Raw genomic sequence first — 15,486 nt, 5'->3', positions numbered from 1 at the left:
TGGGCAGTGATGCTGTGAACGAGCCCGTTGTCCCCGCTGGGGATGGCGGGCTCGTTCGCGTGCGCCTCGACCTGTCCTACGACGGCACGGACTTCAAGGGCTGGGCGAAGCAGCCGGGTCTGCGCACGGTGCAGGGCCTGGTGGAGGACGCGCTGGCCAAGCAGCCGCCGGGCCGCGAGGTGCCGAAGTCGGTGGTGGTCGCCGGCCGCACCGACACCGGCGTGCACGCCACGGGTCAGGTGCTGCACTGCGACGTGGTGCCGCTGGATCCCTCGGCTCCCGGCCGGTTGGCCGTCGACGAGCGCGGGATCCCGGACCTGACGCGGATGGTGCACCGCTGGAACCGGATCCTGCCGCCGGACGTGCGGATCCTCGGGGCCCAGGTGGTGCCGGGCGAGTTCGACGCGCGCTTCTCGGCGCTGCGCCGCCACTACCGCTACCAGGTCTCGGACGCGCCGTGGGGCGCGGATCCGCTGCGTCGCAAGGACACGCTGGCCTGGAACCGGCCGCTGGACGTGGACGCGCTCAACGCCGCGTCCCGGGAGCTGCTGGGGCTCAACGACTTCGCGGCGTACTGCAAGCCGCGCGAGGGTGCGACGACGATCCGGGAGCTGCAGCGCTTCAGCTGGAGCCGAGTGGAGGACAACCTCATCGTCGCCGACGTCTCGGCCGACGCCTTCTGCCACTCGATGGTCCGCAGCCTCGTCGGCACGCTGCTGATGACCGGTGACGGCCGCCGCCCGGACTCCTTCCCGGCGGACCTCCTCGCCGAGGGCACCCGCACCACGGCGGTCGCCCCGCCGCACGGCCTCACCCTCCGCGCGATCGACTATCCCCCGAACGCGGAGCTCGCGGCCCGCAAGAACCAAACCCGCGCCACCCGCACCCTCTCCTGACCCCGCGCAGCTCGAGAACCGCCATGCCGCCCGGGAGTGCCGTGTTCGGCAGTGGGGCAGTTTTAGCCATAATCACCCATGATCAATGTCCGTTATGCCCGGTCAATTATGGCTAAAACTGTCCCCGGTCCACGTACGACGGAACAGCAGCCGCTGATAGCGGAGGCTAGTAATGGCGGGCATTCCCGGTCGGAATCGACCGGGTGGAACGGAAGAAGCCCCTGGGGCCTCGGTTCGAGGTCCCAGGGGCTTCCGCGCGGAGCTGGGGCTCAGTCGCCTCGGCGGATGGGGCCGAGGATGTCCTTCTCCTTCTGGTTCGTGACCAGGCGGATCATGGTCCAGGTCATGTTCCCCAGGGCGATGAGCTGATCGTCCTGCAGCTGCGTGAGCGGCTGGACCTGGTGGTTGCGCAGGCTCCAGATGCGCTGGGCCAGCTGGGCCTGGTTCAGCGGCAGCCGCTGCAGCAGCACCAGGTCCGCGGTGTTGGCGGCCGTGCCGCTGCTGACCTGCGGGTGCAGGTAGGGCAGCACGTACATGGTGGTCTGCCACGGCGCGCGCGGCGGGAACAGCTCCTGCGGGACCGCACCGCCGTCGTGGATCACCAGCAGCGGGGTGTCCTCGGACGACCTCGGCAGGTCGAACGGGGCGAGCCGGCGGATCTGCACCAGCGGCACCGGCTTGCCGTCGGGCGTCTCGCCCGCGGCCCGCTCCAGCATCTTCCACGCGGCCGGACGCCCGGTCGCGATGATCACCCACGCGCCGGTCGCCATCGCGCGCAGCGCCAGCTGGCGGGCCAGGTAGAGGCCGCCGACGGTGACCATGCGGGTCGGCAGCGACCGCAGCAGCGACGCGGCCTGCGCCTCGCCCTGCGGGTCCGATCCGATGATGACGCCGCCGCGGTCGCCGGACGGGCTGATGGCGTCCAGCGTCTCCGGGGTGACCAGGAACTCCGGGGCCGGCCCGTGGCTGCCGGGAACGTCGATCGTCCTGCTTCGGCTCATGCCGCACCTCCGAGCGGCAGCGTCGCTGCGTAACCGGCCAGCTGCGAACCGCGCAGCGGCGTGAGCGTCAACCCGAGTCGGTTGCTGATGGCCTTCAACCGCGCGTCGGCGGTGTCGAGCTCGGCGGGCGTGCGGGCCGAGACGCGCACCAGACCGCGCAGCCCGACCTCGCCCTCCTCGCCGACCGGCGACACCGACAGCGCGATGCTGGTCGACAGCGCCCGGATGCCGGTGAGCGCGTTGAGGCTGTTGTTCATCTGGTTCGGCCACGACGTGACGGCGTAGCTGGAGTGACCCACGCCGCCCGCGGTGACGCCGTCCCAGCGCTCCTTGAGCGCCACCGGGCGTTGCGAACCGAGCACGGTGTGCAGCTCCGCGGAGGAGACGCCCGCCTGCAGCAGCTCGTCCGGGTCCAGCGGCCGGGTCGGAATTCCCTGCTGCTCCAAGGAGGAACGCACGCGCGAGAGCGCGCCGATGAGCGCGCGCTGGGCGCCGAGGACGCCGCCGCCGCGCTCGCCGATGGCCTTGGCGCACCGCTGCGGGTCGAGCCGCACGGCGATCCAGGTGGTGCGGCGGGCGGCGGCGGGAAGCCGGCCCAGCACCTCCAGGTAGGAGTTCAGCGCCGGGGAGTTCGACGGCAGCGCCGCGCTTCCCGGGTAGCAGTGCCAGATGACCTGGATCGCGTCGAGCACCACGCCGCGGTCCTCCAGGCACGGCACCAGGGCGCCCATGGGCAGGTTCGGCGCGTTGTCCACGGGGTTGAGCAGCGAGGGGGTCGGCTCGACCATGAGCACCGCGGTCCACTTGCCGTCGTGCCAGGACATCCCGACGGGGTTGCGGTCGTGGTCCTGGGCCCGGGCGATCACGAGGTCTTCGACGACGAGGCGTAGCAGCGCGACCCGGTGGTTCTCGTCCGGGCCGATGATGCCGTCGCCGTCCTTGTCCTCAGCGGGCTCGGTGACGTCGACGTTGGCCGGGTGCGAGACGCGGGTGTGGTTGCGGCTGCGGTACTCGAGAACCTGCCCGAACCACTGCGTGAACCAGCGCCCGCGGCGGCGCAGCAGCGCGAGGATCAAGGCCAGCAGCACGATTCCGCCCGCGATCGACCACATGACGGGATCGCGCGGGTTGATCAGGAACACGCCGGCGCCGATTCCCAGGCCGACTTCGATGAGCACGATGTTGGCCGCCGGGATTCCGGCGAGCGTCACGCCGTTGATCCGCCGACGTCGCGCGCGAATCCGGGCGCGGGTCGGGTTGGCTGGCCCGGGAGCCTTCGGCTGGGCCGGATGTTGTGTGGGCACGGACATCCGTTCGGTCTCTCCCCCTCGCAGGTAGGTGCGGCGGACGCGTTCGTCGGAGTTGAGCCGCGTGCAGAGAATACTGACGGAGTCCGCCGAACCGCACCCATTCGGTATATCTCAGCGACTATCCTGCGAAACCGTACCTCGGACGGGAGAGCTGTAGGCGAAGAATGGCATCAACACCCACAACGAAGTCACAGGTTCAGGCCTATCGGTTCGTGCTTCGCCGCATGGAGTCGGCGCTGGTGCGGAAAGACGCGGTGATGCTCCACGATCCGATGGGCTCGCACAAGCGGGCCACGGTCGCGGGTGCGGTGCTGGCGGCCGTCGGCGTGATCGGGTTCCTCGTCTGGGGCCTGTTCGGCGGCAAGGGCACGGTTCCCGAGCCCGGGAACATCGTGGTGGCCAAGGAGAGCGGCAGCGTTTTCGTCGTCACCTCCGATGACAAGGCCCAGAAGCGGCTCATCCCGATGTTGAACATGGCCTCGGCGAAGCTGCTGGTCATGCAGCAGGGCGGCAAGCAGGGCAGCGGCGCGGTGCCCACGACCACGGTGAAGGAGGCGGCGCTGGCGGACTTTCCGCGCGGCCCGCTCACCGGCATGGTCAACGCGCCGACGTACGTGCCGAGCGCGGACAACCCGGCCGAGCCGTCGTGGGCGATCTGCGACGTCGGCCAGGTGCAGGGCAACCTCAACTCCGAGCGGGTGGAGGCGGCCACCAAGGTCGAGACCACCGTGATCGGTGGTGACGGCAACCACGGTGTCGAGATCAACCCCGATCAGTCGCTGTTCGTCGAGGACCAGAGCTCCGGCGACGAGTACCTGATCTACCGGGTGGGCCGGGACGACAGCACCCACGCGGTGAAGTCGAAGATCGGCAAGAACGAGTCGGTCGTGCGCGACGTGTTCGGGCTCGACGGCGCGACGCCGCGCACCATCAGCACCAACATGCTCAACGCGATCCCGAGCGTGCCGGACCTGTCGGTGCCGTCCATCCCGGGCGAGGGCGACCCGGCCAGGTACCTGAACCGGTACAAGGTCGGCGACGTCGTCAAGCGCAGCGTTCCGGGCGAGCCGGAGCAGTTCTTCGTGCTGATGAAGGACGGCAAGCAGGAGCTCAGCGCCGAGGGCGCGGCCGCGGTGCTGCACGCGGGCCGTCTCTCCAGCAAGGACATCCCGAACGTCACCGGTGCGATCACGGACGCGCCGCGGACGGAGAACCCGCTCGACCTCGACTACTTCCCGATGTCGGTGCCGAAGCCGGTCTCCTTCCAGCAGTCCGACACCTCGTGCCTGAGCTGGAAGAACGTCGGTGGCGCGCAGGTGATCACGATGACCCTGAGCAAGGGCAGCCCGGCGGTCAAGCCCGCCGTGAAGCTGGCGCAGTACGACGGTTCGGGCCCGAAGGTCGACTACTACTACGGTCCGGCGGGCAAGGCGGCGGTCGTGCGCGGCACGTCGAACGAGGCCGGTGCCGACAGCGGGCCGATCTTCCTGGTGTCCGACCAGGGCGTGCAGTACGGCATCAAGGACGTCGCCACGGCGCAGGGACTGGGCGTGGCGAAGAGCGCGAGCGACATCAAGGCCGGTCCGTCGTGGCTGATGCGGAGCCTTCCGCGCGGCGACTTCCTGGACCCGGCCGGGGCGAGCGTGACCTACGACTCGGTTCCGGTGGGCCCGGGCGGTGTGAACCGCCCCGCTCCGAAGCCGCAGGCCGGAGGGGCCTAGTTCTCGTGGGGTGGGGAAGTTTTCATGAAAACTTCCCCACCCCACGAGGAACCGGATAGCCGGGTTCGACGTCCGAGGGAACGAGCAAACCGCCCGCAGCCACGGTGAGCTGCGGGCGGTTTCGTCTGGGAAGACGGATCCGATCTGGGAGGTGCGGATGTCGGGGATCAGGATCGACGTCGACTGGCTGTCGACCCACGCGCGACAGGTCCGCGAGGCCGGCGAGGACATCAGCACCGGCCGCGCGCGGCTGTCCGAGGCCGAGCTCGGCGGCGAGTCGTTCGGCGAGATCGGGCGGAAATCCGGTGCGCCGGAGGCCTACCAGCGGTTGTGCGAGCAGCTGCTCGACCGGCACCGCACCGCCGCCGAGACGCTGACCAGCGCGGGTGACGAGCTGCGCGAGGTGGTCGAGCACCACGCGGGCGGCGATGACGACAGCGCTGTCGACCTGCGCAGACGGGAGGCGTGACGATGTCATCCGAGCACCTGCACCACCTCGCCGAGGTCGCCGACGAGCTCGGCGTTCCGCACTCCATCCCCGCCGACCTGGCGGAGCTCGTCGGGCGCCCGGACGATTTCCGCGCCGCCGCCCGCGTGTGGCGCGAGGCCGCCGCCACCGTCGAGGAGTCCTCCGGTGACGTGGACGGCAAGCTGGGTGGGATCGACACCGCCTGGCAGGGCGCGGACGCGGAGGCGTTCGTCGCGCACATCCGTGACGCCGGGCTGGCGGGCAAGGGCCTCGCCGACGCGATGACCGGGCTCGCCGACGCCCTGGACCACACCGCCGAGGGCGTCGGTGCGCAGCGACGACGTCTCCTGGACCTGGTCGCCGAGACCGCTGAGGACGTCGATGCCGCGATGGAGGCCTCCGATGAGGACGGCGCTCGCGCACGCCTGGCGGAGCTCGCGGAACCGGCTCAGGAGCTGCTGGAGTCCATCGCGGACTACTACATGGCCTTCACCCGGCTCTGCGATGACGTGGCCGGGGGTTCCGGGGGTCCCGGTGGTTGGGGGACGGGGGAAGTTTTCATGAAAACTTCCCCCACCACCGAAACACGGGAGACCGCCGGGGTTTCCGAGTCCGAGGGGACGTTCGGGGTTTCCGGGACTTCGGGGGCCGCTGAGACTTCCGGGACTTCGGGGGCCGCTGAGACTTCCGGGACTTCGGGGACGGCTGGGACCGCTGCGGCGAGTGCGTCGGGTGAGTTGGGTGGGTCCGAAGAGGACGAGTCCGGTGGTGCCGGTGCGGCTGCGGGTGCGGCCGTGGGCGGTGCCGCCGTGGGTGCCGCGGGCGTCGGGATGGGCATGATGCCGATGGGGATGATGGGCGGCATGCTCGGCCAGCGCGGCGGAGGCGGCGGCAAGGAGCGGCAGAACTCCTCCCGCCTGAAGTCCAACCCAGAAGAGCTCTTCGGCACCCCACCGGACGCCCCGCCCTCGGTCTTCGGCGAGATGGCGAAACCCCAGCAACCCCAACAGGACCAGCAACCCCAGGCCACCCCGCCGAAGCTGGACCTCCCCTCAACCCTCCAACCAGCCCCGCCGAAACCCTCCATCGACGAAGCCCTAGCACCACCCCAAACCTCCCAGAACCCCACAGCACCCCAGACCCCCACGACGTCCCAGAACCCCACAACGCTCCAGACCTCCGCAACCTCGCAGACCCCCACGGCATCGCAGACCCCCACGACGTCCCAGGGCTCGGGACCGACGGTCGAAGCCGGGGTGCTCCAGGACTCCAAGGCCCCAACACCCGAGGTGCGGACCGCTGGAGTGGAGGACGCGCCTCCGCCGAAGCCCCGCGGTTAGGTCCCTCGCGTCTCGATGTGCTGGGCAGTGGACAGTTTTAGCCATAACTGTCCGGACATAACGGACATTGATCATGGGTGATTATGGCTAAAACTGCCCACTGCCTCGACGTGCCCACCTCGAGTCGGGGGCTCACCGCGAGTGCGTGCGCTCAAAGCCTTGGTGAAGGTTCGCCGGGAATGTACCTTGTGGCGAGCATGGCGTGTGGATGTTGAAAAGGGCCGTCTCCGCAGGGAGACGGCCCTTTTTCGATGTCGAAGTGGACGTCCGGCCTCAGCTTCGGCCGAAGCGCGGAACCTTCCCGCTCAGCGGTTCTGGCGGGCTCGGGCTCGGACGTTGCGGACCGCGTTGGCGAGGAACGCCGTGAAGACGATGCCCGCGATACCCGCTCCCGCGCCGCCGATGGCGACGATGATCGCCGGGAAGTCCTTCTGCTGCAGGGCGTCCGCCGCGAGGTGCGTCGGCTTCTTCGGCGGTTCCTGCTTGCCGTGCTCGGCCGGGACGACGTCCTGCAGCGCGGCCATCGGGTCGATCATGCCGTAACCGACGATGTCGTTGCGGCCGTTGACCCCGCCCGGGTGCAGCGCCGTGGTCTTGATCCGGTCCATGACCTGGCCGGCCGACAGCTCCGGGTGCTTCTGCTGGATCAGCAGCGCCAGCCCGGACACGTACGGCGCGGCGAAGCTGGTGCCCTGGATCGGGCCCATTTGCCCCTGCTCGCCTTCCGCGATCTGGCTGACCAGGCCGTCCCCGCGCTGACCGGGGTCGATGGCGATGAGGTTCTCGCCGGGCGCGGCCACGTCGACCCACGGCCCGGGGACCGTGAACTCCGAGGGAGCGCCCTGCTGGTTCAGCGAGGCCACGGTGAGCACCTCGTCGTCGAACCAGGCGGGGAGCACGGCCGTCGAGGGGCTGCCGGGCGAGTTCTTCTGGCAGTTCCCGCCGACGTTGCCCGCCGCCGCGACGACCACGACGTTCCGGTTGTAGGCCCGCTTGACCGCGTTGTGCAGCATCTGGTTGCCCCAGTTGCCGTACTGGCTGGCCTGCGCGACCGGCTGGCACGACGACTGCGAGATGTTGATGACCTTCGCGCCGCGGTCCACCGCCATGTTGATGGCCTGCGCCATCGTCTCGGTGGTGCCGACGGTGGCGTTGGTCTGGTCGTCGACGAACAGGTTCGACGTCTGCCGGATGGACAGGATCGTGGCGTCCGGTGCGACGCCGACGTAGCCGGTCTCGCCGGTGGGGTCGGGGTCGGCGCCGATGATGCCGGCCACGATCGTGCCGTGGCCGTCGCAGTCGTTGGTGCCCCGGCCGTCGGGGATCGCGGTGCCACCGGACTCGACGCCGCCCGAGCCGAGCTTCGGCTGGTCGGCGTTGACGCCGGTGTCGATCACGGCGACCTTCGAGCCCGCACCGGTCAGCCCGAGCTGGTGAGCCCGCTCGTAGCCGAGGACCAGCTGGCTCCACGGCTTCTCGGGGATCGTGCTGCCGGGGCTGCCGTTCATGCAGCCCTGCTTCTGCGGGAAGTTCTGCTGGGACAGGCTCGACCCGGCCACCTTGCTCGGGTCCAGGTCCGGCGGCCCGACCTGCTGCGCCAGGGCCGGGGCCATCGGTCCGCCGAGCCCGAGGACGCCCACCGCGGCGCACAGCGCGAGTCCGCGCCGCGCGCCGCGAGAGGGGGAGTGCTTGAAGCCCATGTGCAGGCCCCTCTTAGAAGTTCAGGTTCAGGTCGCGGATGGCCATGTAGAGGTCCATCGCGGCCAGCGCCAGCGGGAGCACGAGGGCGATGAGGACGGCTTCGAGGATGTCGACCATCCGCCGCTGCACCGGCGAGAACCGGCGGTTCGGGAACACCACGCCGAAGATCACCGCGAGACCGCCGAGGACCAGCAGCGGCGGGAACACCGCGGCCACGTACAGCGGGTTGTCGGCGACCTGGGCGAGCAGGCCGATCGTGATGCCGCCCGCGGCCAGCAGGCCGTTGAACAGCAGCGCCAGGGCCTGGCTGCCGTTGGCGTAGTTGCGGCCGCGCAGCAGCAGGACGGCGGCGACGACGATCGCGAACGCCGCGCCCCAGATCGGGTTGGTGGCGGCGGCGACGATCGCGCCGACGGCGGCGACGAGGCCGCAGCCGATGATCAGGCCGGTCATGTACTGGTGGGCCAGGCCGGTCTGGCGCTCGATCATCCGGAACTCGGGGAAGCCGGAGTCCTCCTTGAGGTCCTCCGCGCTGCCCGGCACGTGCGGCAGCGGCAGCTTCGACAGCTGGATGGTGATGCGCGGCAGCAGGGAGATCCCGGCCAGCGCGACGGCGCCCGCACCGGCGGCGACGCCGGAGGCGGTGACCTGCGTGAAGATCGTCGCCACGATGAAGGCGATGGTGCCGAAGGCACCGGCGGTGGCGGCGGCGATGAACGTCACGATGCCCGCGCCGATCACCATGATCGCCACCGAGGCGAAGATGAACACCAGCGCGCTGCCCAGCAGCAACCGGGGTTCCAGCGTGTTGCCGGGAACCATGTTGAAGCCGGCCACGAACGCCATCGGCAGACCACCGGCGGCGGCGATCACGGTGCCGGTCGTGGAGGCCGCGTAGGCGCGGGTGACGATCGAGCCGATGCCGGTCGCGAAGATCGCGACGACGATCGCCGCCACGGCCGCGACCAGCTGGAACACCACCGCGACCGTGCCCTGGATGGTGGTCGGGTGCAGCATCCCGGCGGGCCCGGCGAGGCCGAGCGCGGCGGCCGCGGCGATCAGGCCCAGCGCACCGGCGGTGTGACCGACCTTCGCGGAGGTCTCCTTGGTCCACGGCCGGTAGCTGCCCGGTTCGGCTTCCGCGAGCGCGTCGACGACGTCGTCGTAGAGCGGCGGCGGCGGGTCGTCCGACCGGCGGCGCAGCTGCAGGATGTCGCCGTCGACGACGCCCTGCGAGGACAGCGACTGACTCGGATCCAGCGCCGCGCTCTCGCCGAGCTTGGCCAGCACCCAGCCGCCGTGCCGCGAACCTCCGTCCGGGGTCATCTCGCGGGCCATGTCCAGCAGCATCGGCAGCAGATCCGCCACCGATACGTCTGACGGCAGCGCCAGGTCGATACGCGTTGTAGGCGCCACCACCGTCACGCGGCTGAACACCGTGGTCCCGGTCGCCACTTGGGCCCCCTACTCCCTGAAGTTGATTGCCTTGCATTCATTTGTCGAGGGCTCGATCCAACCAAGCTCGGGTTTTCTTGTCGAAACCCACCCGCCCGATCGGAGAGCGCCCCTAGTATGGCCACATCGACCGTCCACGGGTGACGGGTTTGGCGGAACTCGTGTCAACTACTTGGTATCTGGTTGGTCACGCTGAGCCGCACCCCGTCCTCCAGAGCTGCGCGGCAGTGAACAATGCTGGCTGCGAGTTCGACGAGCACCGGAGGTCTTCTGGTGTTTTCAGGCACGTCTGAGAAAGGTTGTTGCGTCCGGTGAGCACGCTGCAGTTCAAGCGCACGCCACGCCTGGCCGCGCCCCGGCCACCGGGCGGGGAGGTGCATCTCGAGCCACCGCCGGAGATTCCGCGGACCATCCCGGGCAACATCGTTCAGAAGGTCTTGCCGGGCCTGATGATCGTGGCGTCGCTGGGAATGATGGCGTTCATGTTCACGCGGGCCCAGAACAACCCGATGATGATGATGATGCCGATGATGATGCTCATCTCAACATTCGGGATGATGGCCGGCGGCGGCCGGGACGGCAGTCAGAAGAAGGCCGAGATGGACGAGGACCGCAAGGACTACCTGCGGTACCTCGGCCAGATGCGGGATCGCGCCCGCGAGGCCGCCGACGAGCAGCGGCTGGCCCGCGAGTGGGTGCACCCCGACCCGCAGACCCTGTGGTCGATGGCGGCGGGCAGCCGCCGCATGTGGGAGCGGCGCCCCAACGACAACGACTTCTGCCAGGTCCGCGTGGGCCGCGGTTCGCAGCGGCTGGAGACCCGCCTGGTCCCGCCGCAGACCGGTCCCGTCGACGAGCTGGAGCCGATCACCACGCTGGCGCTGCGCCGCTTCGTGCGCGCGCACTCGCTGGTGCAGGACCTGCCGATCGCGACGTCGCTGCGCGGCTTCGCCGCGGTGGGCCTGCAGGGCGAGAAGGAGCAGGTGCGGGCGCTGGCCCGCGCGATGCTGTGCCAGCTGGCGACCTTCCACACGCCCGAGGACGTGATCATCGCCGTCGCGAGCTCGGGCCAGGCGCGCCGCGAGTGGGAGTGGGTGAAGTGGCTGCCGCACGCGCAGCACCCCACCGAGACCGACGGCATCGGCCAGATGCGGCTGATGGCGGGCTCGCTGGCCACGGTCGAGAGCATGCTGGCCGAGCAGCTGGCCGAGCGCCCGCGCTTCCAGCGCAACGCGGCTCCGCCGGAGGGCCAGCCGCACGTGGTGATCCTCATCGACGACGCCGAGATCAGCCGGGAGGAGGCCCTCTACGTCGAGGGCGGCCTGGCGGGCGTCACCATGATCGACCTCTCCGACCTGCTGGGCCCGCTGACGGCCCGCCGCGGGATGCGGATGGTCGTGGAGGAGGACCGCATCGGTGCCCGCGGTGGTTCCGGTGTGGAGTGGTTCGGCAAGCCGGACGCGCTGACGATGGAGGAGGCGACGTCGCTGGCCCGCCAGCTGGCCCCGTACCGGGTGGCCGGCGGTCCCGCCGTCGACACCGACTCGGGCAGCTACGAGCCGCTGACCACGCCGCTGAACTACATCGAGCAGCTGGGCCTGGCCGGTGACGTGGTCACCTTCGACCTCAACGAGGCGTGGCGCCCGCGTCCCACCGACGATCTCTACAAGGTCGCGATCGGTCCCGGTGAGCAGGGCGAGATCGTGCACCTGGACATCAAGGAGACCGCCTCGGGCGGTATGGGTCCGCACGGCCTGTGCATCGGTGCGACCGGTTCCGGTAAGTCGGAGTTCCTGCGCACGATCGTGCTGGGTCTGATGGCCACGCACTCGTCGGCGATGCTCAACTTCGTGCTGGTCGACTTCAAGGGTGGTGCGACCTTCAACGGGTTCGACACGCCCCACGTGTCGGCGTCGATCTCGAACCTCGAGGGCGACGGCTCGCTGATCGACCGGATGCAGGACGCGCTGGCCGGTGAGATGAACCGCCGCCAGGAGATCCTGAACAAGGCGGGCGCCAAGAACGTCTGGGACTACCGGAAGATGGCCGAGGCCGGTGACGAGCACGCGCAGGAGCCGCTGCCCGCGCTGTTCGTGGTCATCGACGAGTTCTCCGAGCTGCTGTCGCAGCAGCCGGAGTTCGCCGACCTGTTCACGATGATCGGTCGTCTGGGTCGTTCGCTGCAGGTCCACCTGCTGCTGGCCTCGCAGCGCCTGGAAGAGGGCAAGCTGCGCGGTCTCGACTCGCACCTGTCGTACCGGATCGGTCTGAAGACGTTCAACGCGGCGGAATCCCGCGCCGCGATCGGTGTTCCGGACGCCGCGGACCTGCCGGCCAGCGGTGGTCACGGCTACCTCAAGCACCCCAACGGCATGGAGCGCTTCCGCGCCGCCTACGTGTCCGGCCACTTGCACCAGACCAGCGGTCGTCGTCCCGCGCTGCGGGGCGGGGCGTCGCCGGTGACCGGTGAGAAGATGCCGCGCTACTTCATCCCGGACTTCATCGAGAAGCCCCCGGAACCGGAGAAGCCGGCCGAGCCGGAGGCCAAGGAGGAGCAGAAGGACCCGGAGTACACCGACTTCCAGATCATCGTCGACAAGTTCAAGGGGATCGCCGCGGCTCCGGCGCACCAGGTGTGGCTGCCGCCGCTGGACGCACCGCCCACTTTGGACACCCTGCTGCCGCCGCTGCAGCAGACCGACGATCGCGGCTACACGGCCGCCGGTTACTCGGGCAGCTCCCGGCTGCAGATCCCGATCGGCATCATCGACGTGCCCTACCACCAGCGTCAGGACCCGATGGTCCTGGACCTGTCGGGTCAGGGCGGTCACGGTGCCGTGGTCGGCGGTGTCGGTTCGGGCAAGTCGAACGCGATCCGCGCGATCATCACGTCGGCGGCGCTGACCCACACGCCGCAGGAGATGCAGTTCTACTGCGTCGACCTCGGTGGTGGTTCGCTGACCGCGCTGCGCGGCCTGCCGCACGTCGGCGGCTACGGGTCGCGGCGCGACCCGGACACGGTCCGCCGGTCGATCGCCGAGCTCAAGGCGGTGCTGGCCGAGCGCGAGGGCCGGTTCCAGCAGCTCGGCGTCGAGGGCATGAACGACTACCGCAACCGCAAGCGTCGCGGTGAGTTCGACGACGACCCGTACGGCGACCTGTTCCTGGTGATCGACGGGTGGCGCGCGTTCCGCGAGGAGTTCGAGTCGCTGGAGCAGGACGTGCTGAACCTGGCCGCCAACGGCCTGGCGTTCGGCGTCCACGTGCTGGTCACGGCCACGCGCTGGGCGGAGATCCGGCCGGCGATGAAGGACCTGATCCAGACCCGCATCGAGCTGCGGCTGGGTGACCCGAGCGAGTCGGAGATCGACCGCAAGGCCGCGGTGAAGGTGCCGCAGGGCCGTCCTGGTCGCGGTATGCACGAGTCGAAGCTGCACTTCCTGATGGCTCTGCCTCGTGTGGACAGCGAGAACATCGGTGACCGCGTCGAGGTCGAGGTCGCGGCCGCCGAGGAGGAGCGCCGTCCCGCGCGGATGGGCTGGGAGCTCTACAACGACGACGTCTCCGACGGTGTCGCCGATTTGGTCAACCGGGTCAAGAGCTCCTGGAAGGGCCGTCCGGCCCCGCAGGTCCGCCTGCTGCCGGAACTGCTCCCGTACCAGCAGCTCCCGCGCCCGGAGCAGCAGCCGAACCCGAAGCTGGTGCCGATCGGCATCAACGAGGACGGCCTGCACCCGGTCTACCTGGACTTCCGCGCGGAGCCGAACTTCTACGCGTTCGGCGAGCGGGAGTCGGGCAAGACGTCGCTGCTCAAGTCGATCGTCCGCGGCATCACCGAGCGGTACACGCCGAAGGAAGCGCTGATCCTGCTGGTGGACTACCGGCGTTCGATGCTGGGCTTCCTGAACTCCCACCTGCTGGAGTACTCGGTGAGCGCGGACCAGCTCAAGAGCAACGTCAAGGACGTGACCGCGTCGCTGAAGAAGCGGCTGCCCGGACCGGACGTCACGCAGGAGCAGCTGCGGGACCGCTCGTGGTGGAAGGGCCCGGAGCTGTTCGTGGTCGTCGACGACTACGAGCTGGTCGCACCGCAGGGCAACAACCCGCTGGCACCGCTGGCGGAGTTCATCCCGCAGGCGGCCGACGTGGGTCTGCACATCATCCTGGCCCGCAACTCCGGTGGCGCGGGACGTGCGCTGTTCGAGCCGGTCATCGGCAAGATGCGCGAGACGTCGGCTCCGGGTCTGGCGATGAGCGCCAACAAGGACGACGGACAGCTGGTCGCGAACATCAAGTCGCGCCAACTGCCCCCAGGCCGAGGCACCCTCGTCAGCCGCACCCTCCGCGGCGGCCCCCAGATGATCCAAACCGCCATGATCACAGACCAACAACAGTGATCTGACCACGAAAAAGCCTCCCCCCGAACCCGTTCGGGGGGAGGCTTTTTCGTCGCGGTGGCCCCGTGGGGGCGTCGACGAAGGTGGGCAGTGGACAGTGGACACCACGGGTACGTTCCGCAAGGAACGCGATTAAGGCGGCCCAAGCTTTGGTAGACGCGACCCACTACGGATGCGTTTCGCAAGGAACGCGACCAAAGCGGCCCAAGCTTTGGTAGACGCGACCCACTACGGATACGTTTCGCAACGAACGCGACCAAGACGACCCAAGCTTTGGTATAGGCGACCCACTACGGGTACGTTTCGAGAGGCAGTGGCAATTTCTTCTGAAATTGGCGGCCCCCACAACGCAAGAAAACGACAAGACGAAGCCAATTTCTGGAGAAATTGCCACTCCGCACCCAAGCAACCCGACCCCGCGAAGCGCTCCCGAGGAACCCCGTGGAGGGGTGACAGTTTCATGAAAACTGTCACCACCCCACGGGGTTCCGCTGTGGAGAGGGCTCCAGACCCTCCACGTGGTTGAGCTGGGATTTCGGTGTCCCGTCGTGTGGGTGGAGTGACAGTTTTCATGAAAACTGTCCCGACCCCCACGGGGTCGTCTTGGGAGCGCTCCGCGGGGTACTTTGGGTGCGTGCGGAGGAGCAATTTCGTCCGAAATTGGCTTCGTTTCGTGGTTTCCTCGCGTTGCGTGGTCCGCCAATTTCAAACGAAATTTCCCCTGCCTCTCGAAACGTATCCGTAGTGGGTCGCCTCTACTAAAGCTTGGGTCGTCTTGGTCGCGTTCGTTTCGAAACGTCCCCGTAGTGGGTCGCGTCTACCAAAGCTTGGGTCGCCTTAATCGCGTTCGTTGCGAAACGTACCCGTAGTGGGTCGCCTCTACTGAAGGTTGGGTCGGCTCGGTCGCGTTCCTTTTGAAACGTATCCAAGAGCTGTCGTTCTCCCGGACCTCGCTGCCTCAGGTGCGTGGTGGGGTGTTCGCGAGGTGCTTCCAGCAGTCCATGCAGGTGGGTTCGAGGATCCAGGCGAGTTCGTTGAGGTCGTGGAGCTTGGCGGCTTCGACCTCGGTTCCGCAGTAGGCGGTCGCGGTCTCCTCGGGGGCGAGCTTGGTGGCTGCGATCGGGAACGCGTGGCGGCTTCCCGGCACGGGACGCCAGACGTAGGTGAGGTATTCGGGCATTCGGTCTCCCCAGTGA

General features: G+C 69.0%; 10 protein-coding genes. 5 read left to right on the top strand and 5 right to left on the bottom strand.

The annotated features are described in order from the left end of the window. Positions 1–14 precede the first annotated feature (14 nt). Positions 15–896 (top strand): tRNA pseudouridine(38-40) synthase TruA, encoded by an 882-nt coding sequence (truA, locus tag BM424_RS05545; protein WP_093414147.1) that lies wholly within the window; start codon positions 15–17, stop codon positions 894–896. 269 nt (positions 897–1,165) lie between these two features. Here truA and BM424_RS05540 read toward each other — a convergent pair whose 3' ends face one another. Together BM424_RS05540 and eccE are read right to left on the bottom strand one after the other, a co-directional pair. After that, on the bottom strand, positions 1,166–1,897 hold the full coding sequence (locus BM424_RS05540) for a hypothetical protein (RefSeq protein WP_093414145.1): 732 nt from the start codon (positions 1,895–1,897) through the stop codon (positions 1,166–1,168). Continuing rightward, entirely contained in the window at positions 1,894–3,108 is a 1,215-nt protein-coding gene (gene eccE, locus BM424_RS05535) for a type VII secretion protein EccE (protein ID WP_245775613.1), read from the bottom strand. Before eccE ends, BM424_RS05540 begins: the two co-directional genes overlap by 4 nt. A gap of 263 nt (positions 3,109–3,371) precedes the next feature. Here eccE and eccB point away from each other — a divergent pair, with 263 nt between their 5' ends. The 3 genes from eccB to BM424_RS28725 all read left to right on the top strand — a co-directional run bounded on the left by eccB (position 3,372) and on the right by BM424_RS28725 (position 6,737). After that, complete coding sequence (gene eccB / locus BM424_RS05530; protein WP_093414142.1) at positions 3,372–4,928, top strand: type VII secretion protein EccB; 1,557 nt, start codon at positions 3,372–3,374, stop codon at positions 4,926–4,928. A 157-nt stretch (positions 4,929–5,085) separates the two neighbouring features. Next, on the top strand, positions 5,086–5,397 hold the full coding sequence (locus BM424_RS05525; RefSeq protein WP_093414141.1) for a hypothetical protein: 312 nt from the start codon (positions 5,086–5,088) through the stop codon (positions 5,395–5,397). A 2-nt stretch (positions 5,398–5,399) separates the two neighbouring features. Beyond that, complete coding sequence (locus BM424_RS28725) at positions 5,400–6,737, top strand: WXG100 family type VII secretion target (protein ID WP_175547933.1); 1,338 nt, start codon at positions 5,400–5,402, stop codon at positions 6,735–6,737. Positions 6,738–7,042: 305 nt separating this feature from the next. Here BM424_RS28725 and mycP read toward each other — a convergent pair whose 3' ends face one another. Further along, positions 7,043–8,437, bottom strand: a complete 1,395-nt coding sequence (mycP, locus tag BM424_RS05510) for a type VII secretion-associated serine protease mycosin (RefSeq protein WP_093414137.1) — start codon at positions 8,435–8,437, stop codon at positions 7,043–7,045. A 13-nt stretch (positions 8,438–8,450) separates the two neighbouring features. Further along, complete coding sequence (gene eccD / locus BM424_RS05505) at positions 8,451–9,893, bottom strand: type VII secretion integral membrane protein EccD (RefSeq protein WP_093414136.1); 1,443 nt, start codon at positions 9,891–9,893, stop codon at positions 8,451–8,453. A gap of 311 nt (positions 9,894–10,204) precedes the next feature. Here eccD and eccCa point away from each other — a divergent pair, with 311 nt between their 5' ends. Then, positions 10,205–14,290: a type VII secretion protein EccCa gene (gene eccCa, locus BM424_RS05500; RefSeq protein WP_093414135.1), complete on the top strand. Its 4,086-nt coding sequence runs from the start codon at positions 10,205–10,207 to the stop codon at positions 14,288–14,290. A gap of 958 nt (positions 14,291–15,248) precedes the next feature. On the opposite strand, the gene BM424_RS05495 is transcribed toward eccCa, so the two are convergent. Beyond that, positions 15,249–15,470, bottom strand: a complete 222-nt coding sequence (locus tag BM424_RS05495) for an HC3 family zinc finger protein (protein ID WP_093414134.1) — start codon at positions 15,468–15,470, stop codon at positions 15,249–15,251. Positions 15,471–15,486: the final 16 nt, after the last annotated feature.

The sequence above is a fragment of the Saccharopolyspora flava genome (assembly GCF_900116135.1).
GTDB lineage: Bacteria > Actinomycetota > Actinomycetes > Mycobacteriales > Pseudonocardiaceae > Saccharopolyspora > Saccharopolyspora flava.
This window is presented reverse-complemented; position numbering and strand designations above follow the sequence as displayed.

What these genes read in the sequence shown, in the direction of transcription:
- eccB (WP_093414142.1), top strand. Translation starts at nt 3,372, where the DNA reads ATGGCATCAACACCCACAACGAAGTCACAGGTTCAGGCCTATCGGTTC.
- BM424_RS05495 (WP_093414134.1), bottom strand. Translation starts at nt 15,470, where the DNA reads ATGCCCGAATACCTCACCTACGTCTGGCGTCCCGTGCCGGGAAGCCGC.
- BM424_RS05525 (WP_093414141.1), top strand. Translation starts at nt 5,086, where the DNA reads ATGTCGGGGATCAGGATCGACGTCGACTGGCTGTCGACCCACGCGCGA.
- BM424_RS28725 (WP_175547933.1), top strand. Translation starts at nt 5,400, where the DNA reads ATGTCATCCGAGCACCTGCACCACCTCGCCGAGGTCGCCGACGAGCTC.
- BM424_RS05540 (WP_093414145.1), bottom strand. Translation starts at nt 1,897, where the DNA reads ATGAGCCGAAGCAGGACGATCGACGTTCCCGGCAGCCACGGGCCGGCC.
- mycP (WP_093414137.1), bottom strand. Translation starts at nt 8,437, where the DNA reads ATGGGCTTCAAGCACTCCCCCTCTCGCGGCGCGCGGCGCGGACTCGCG.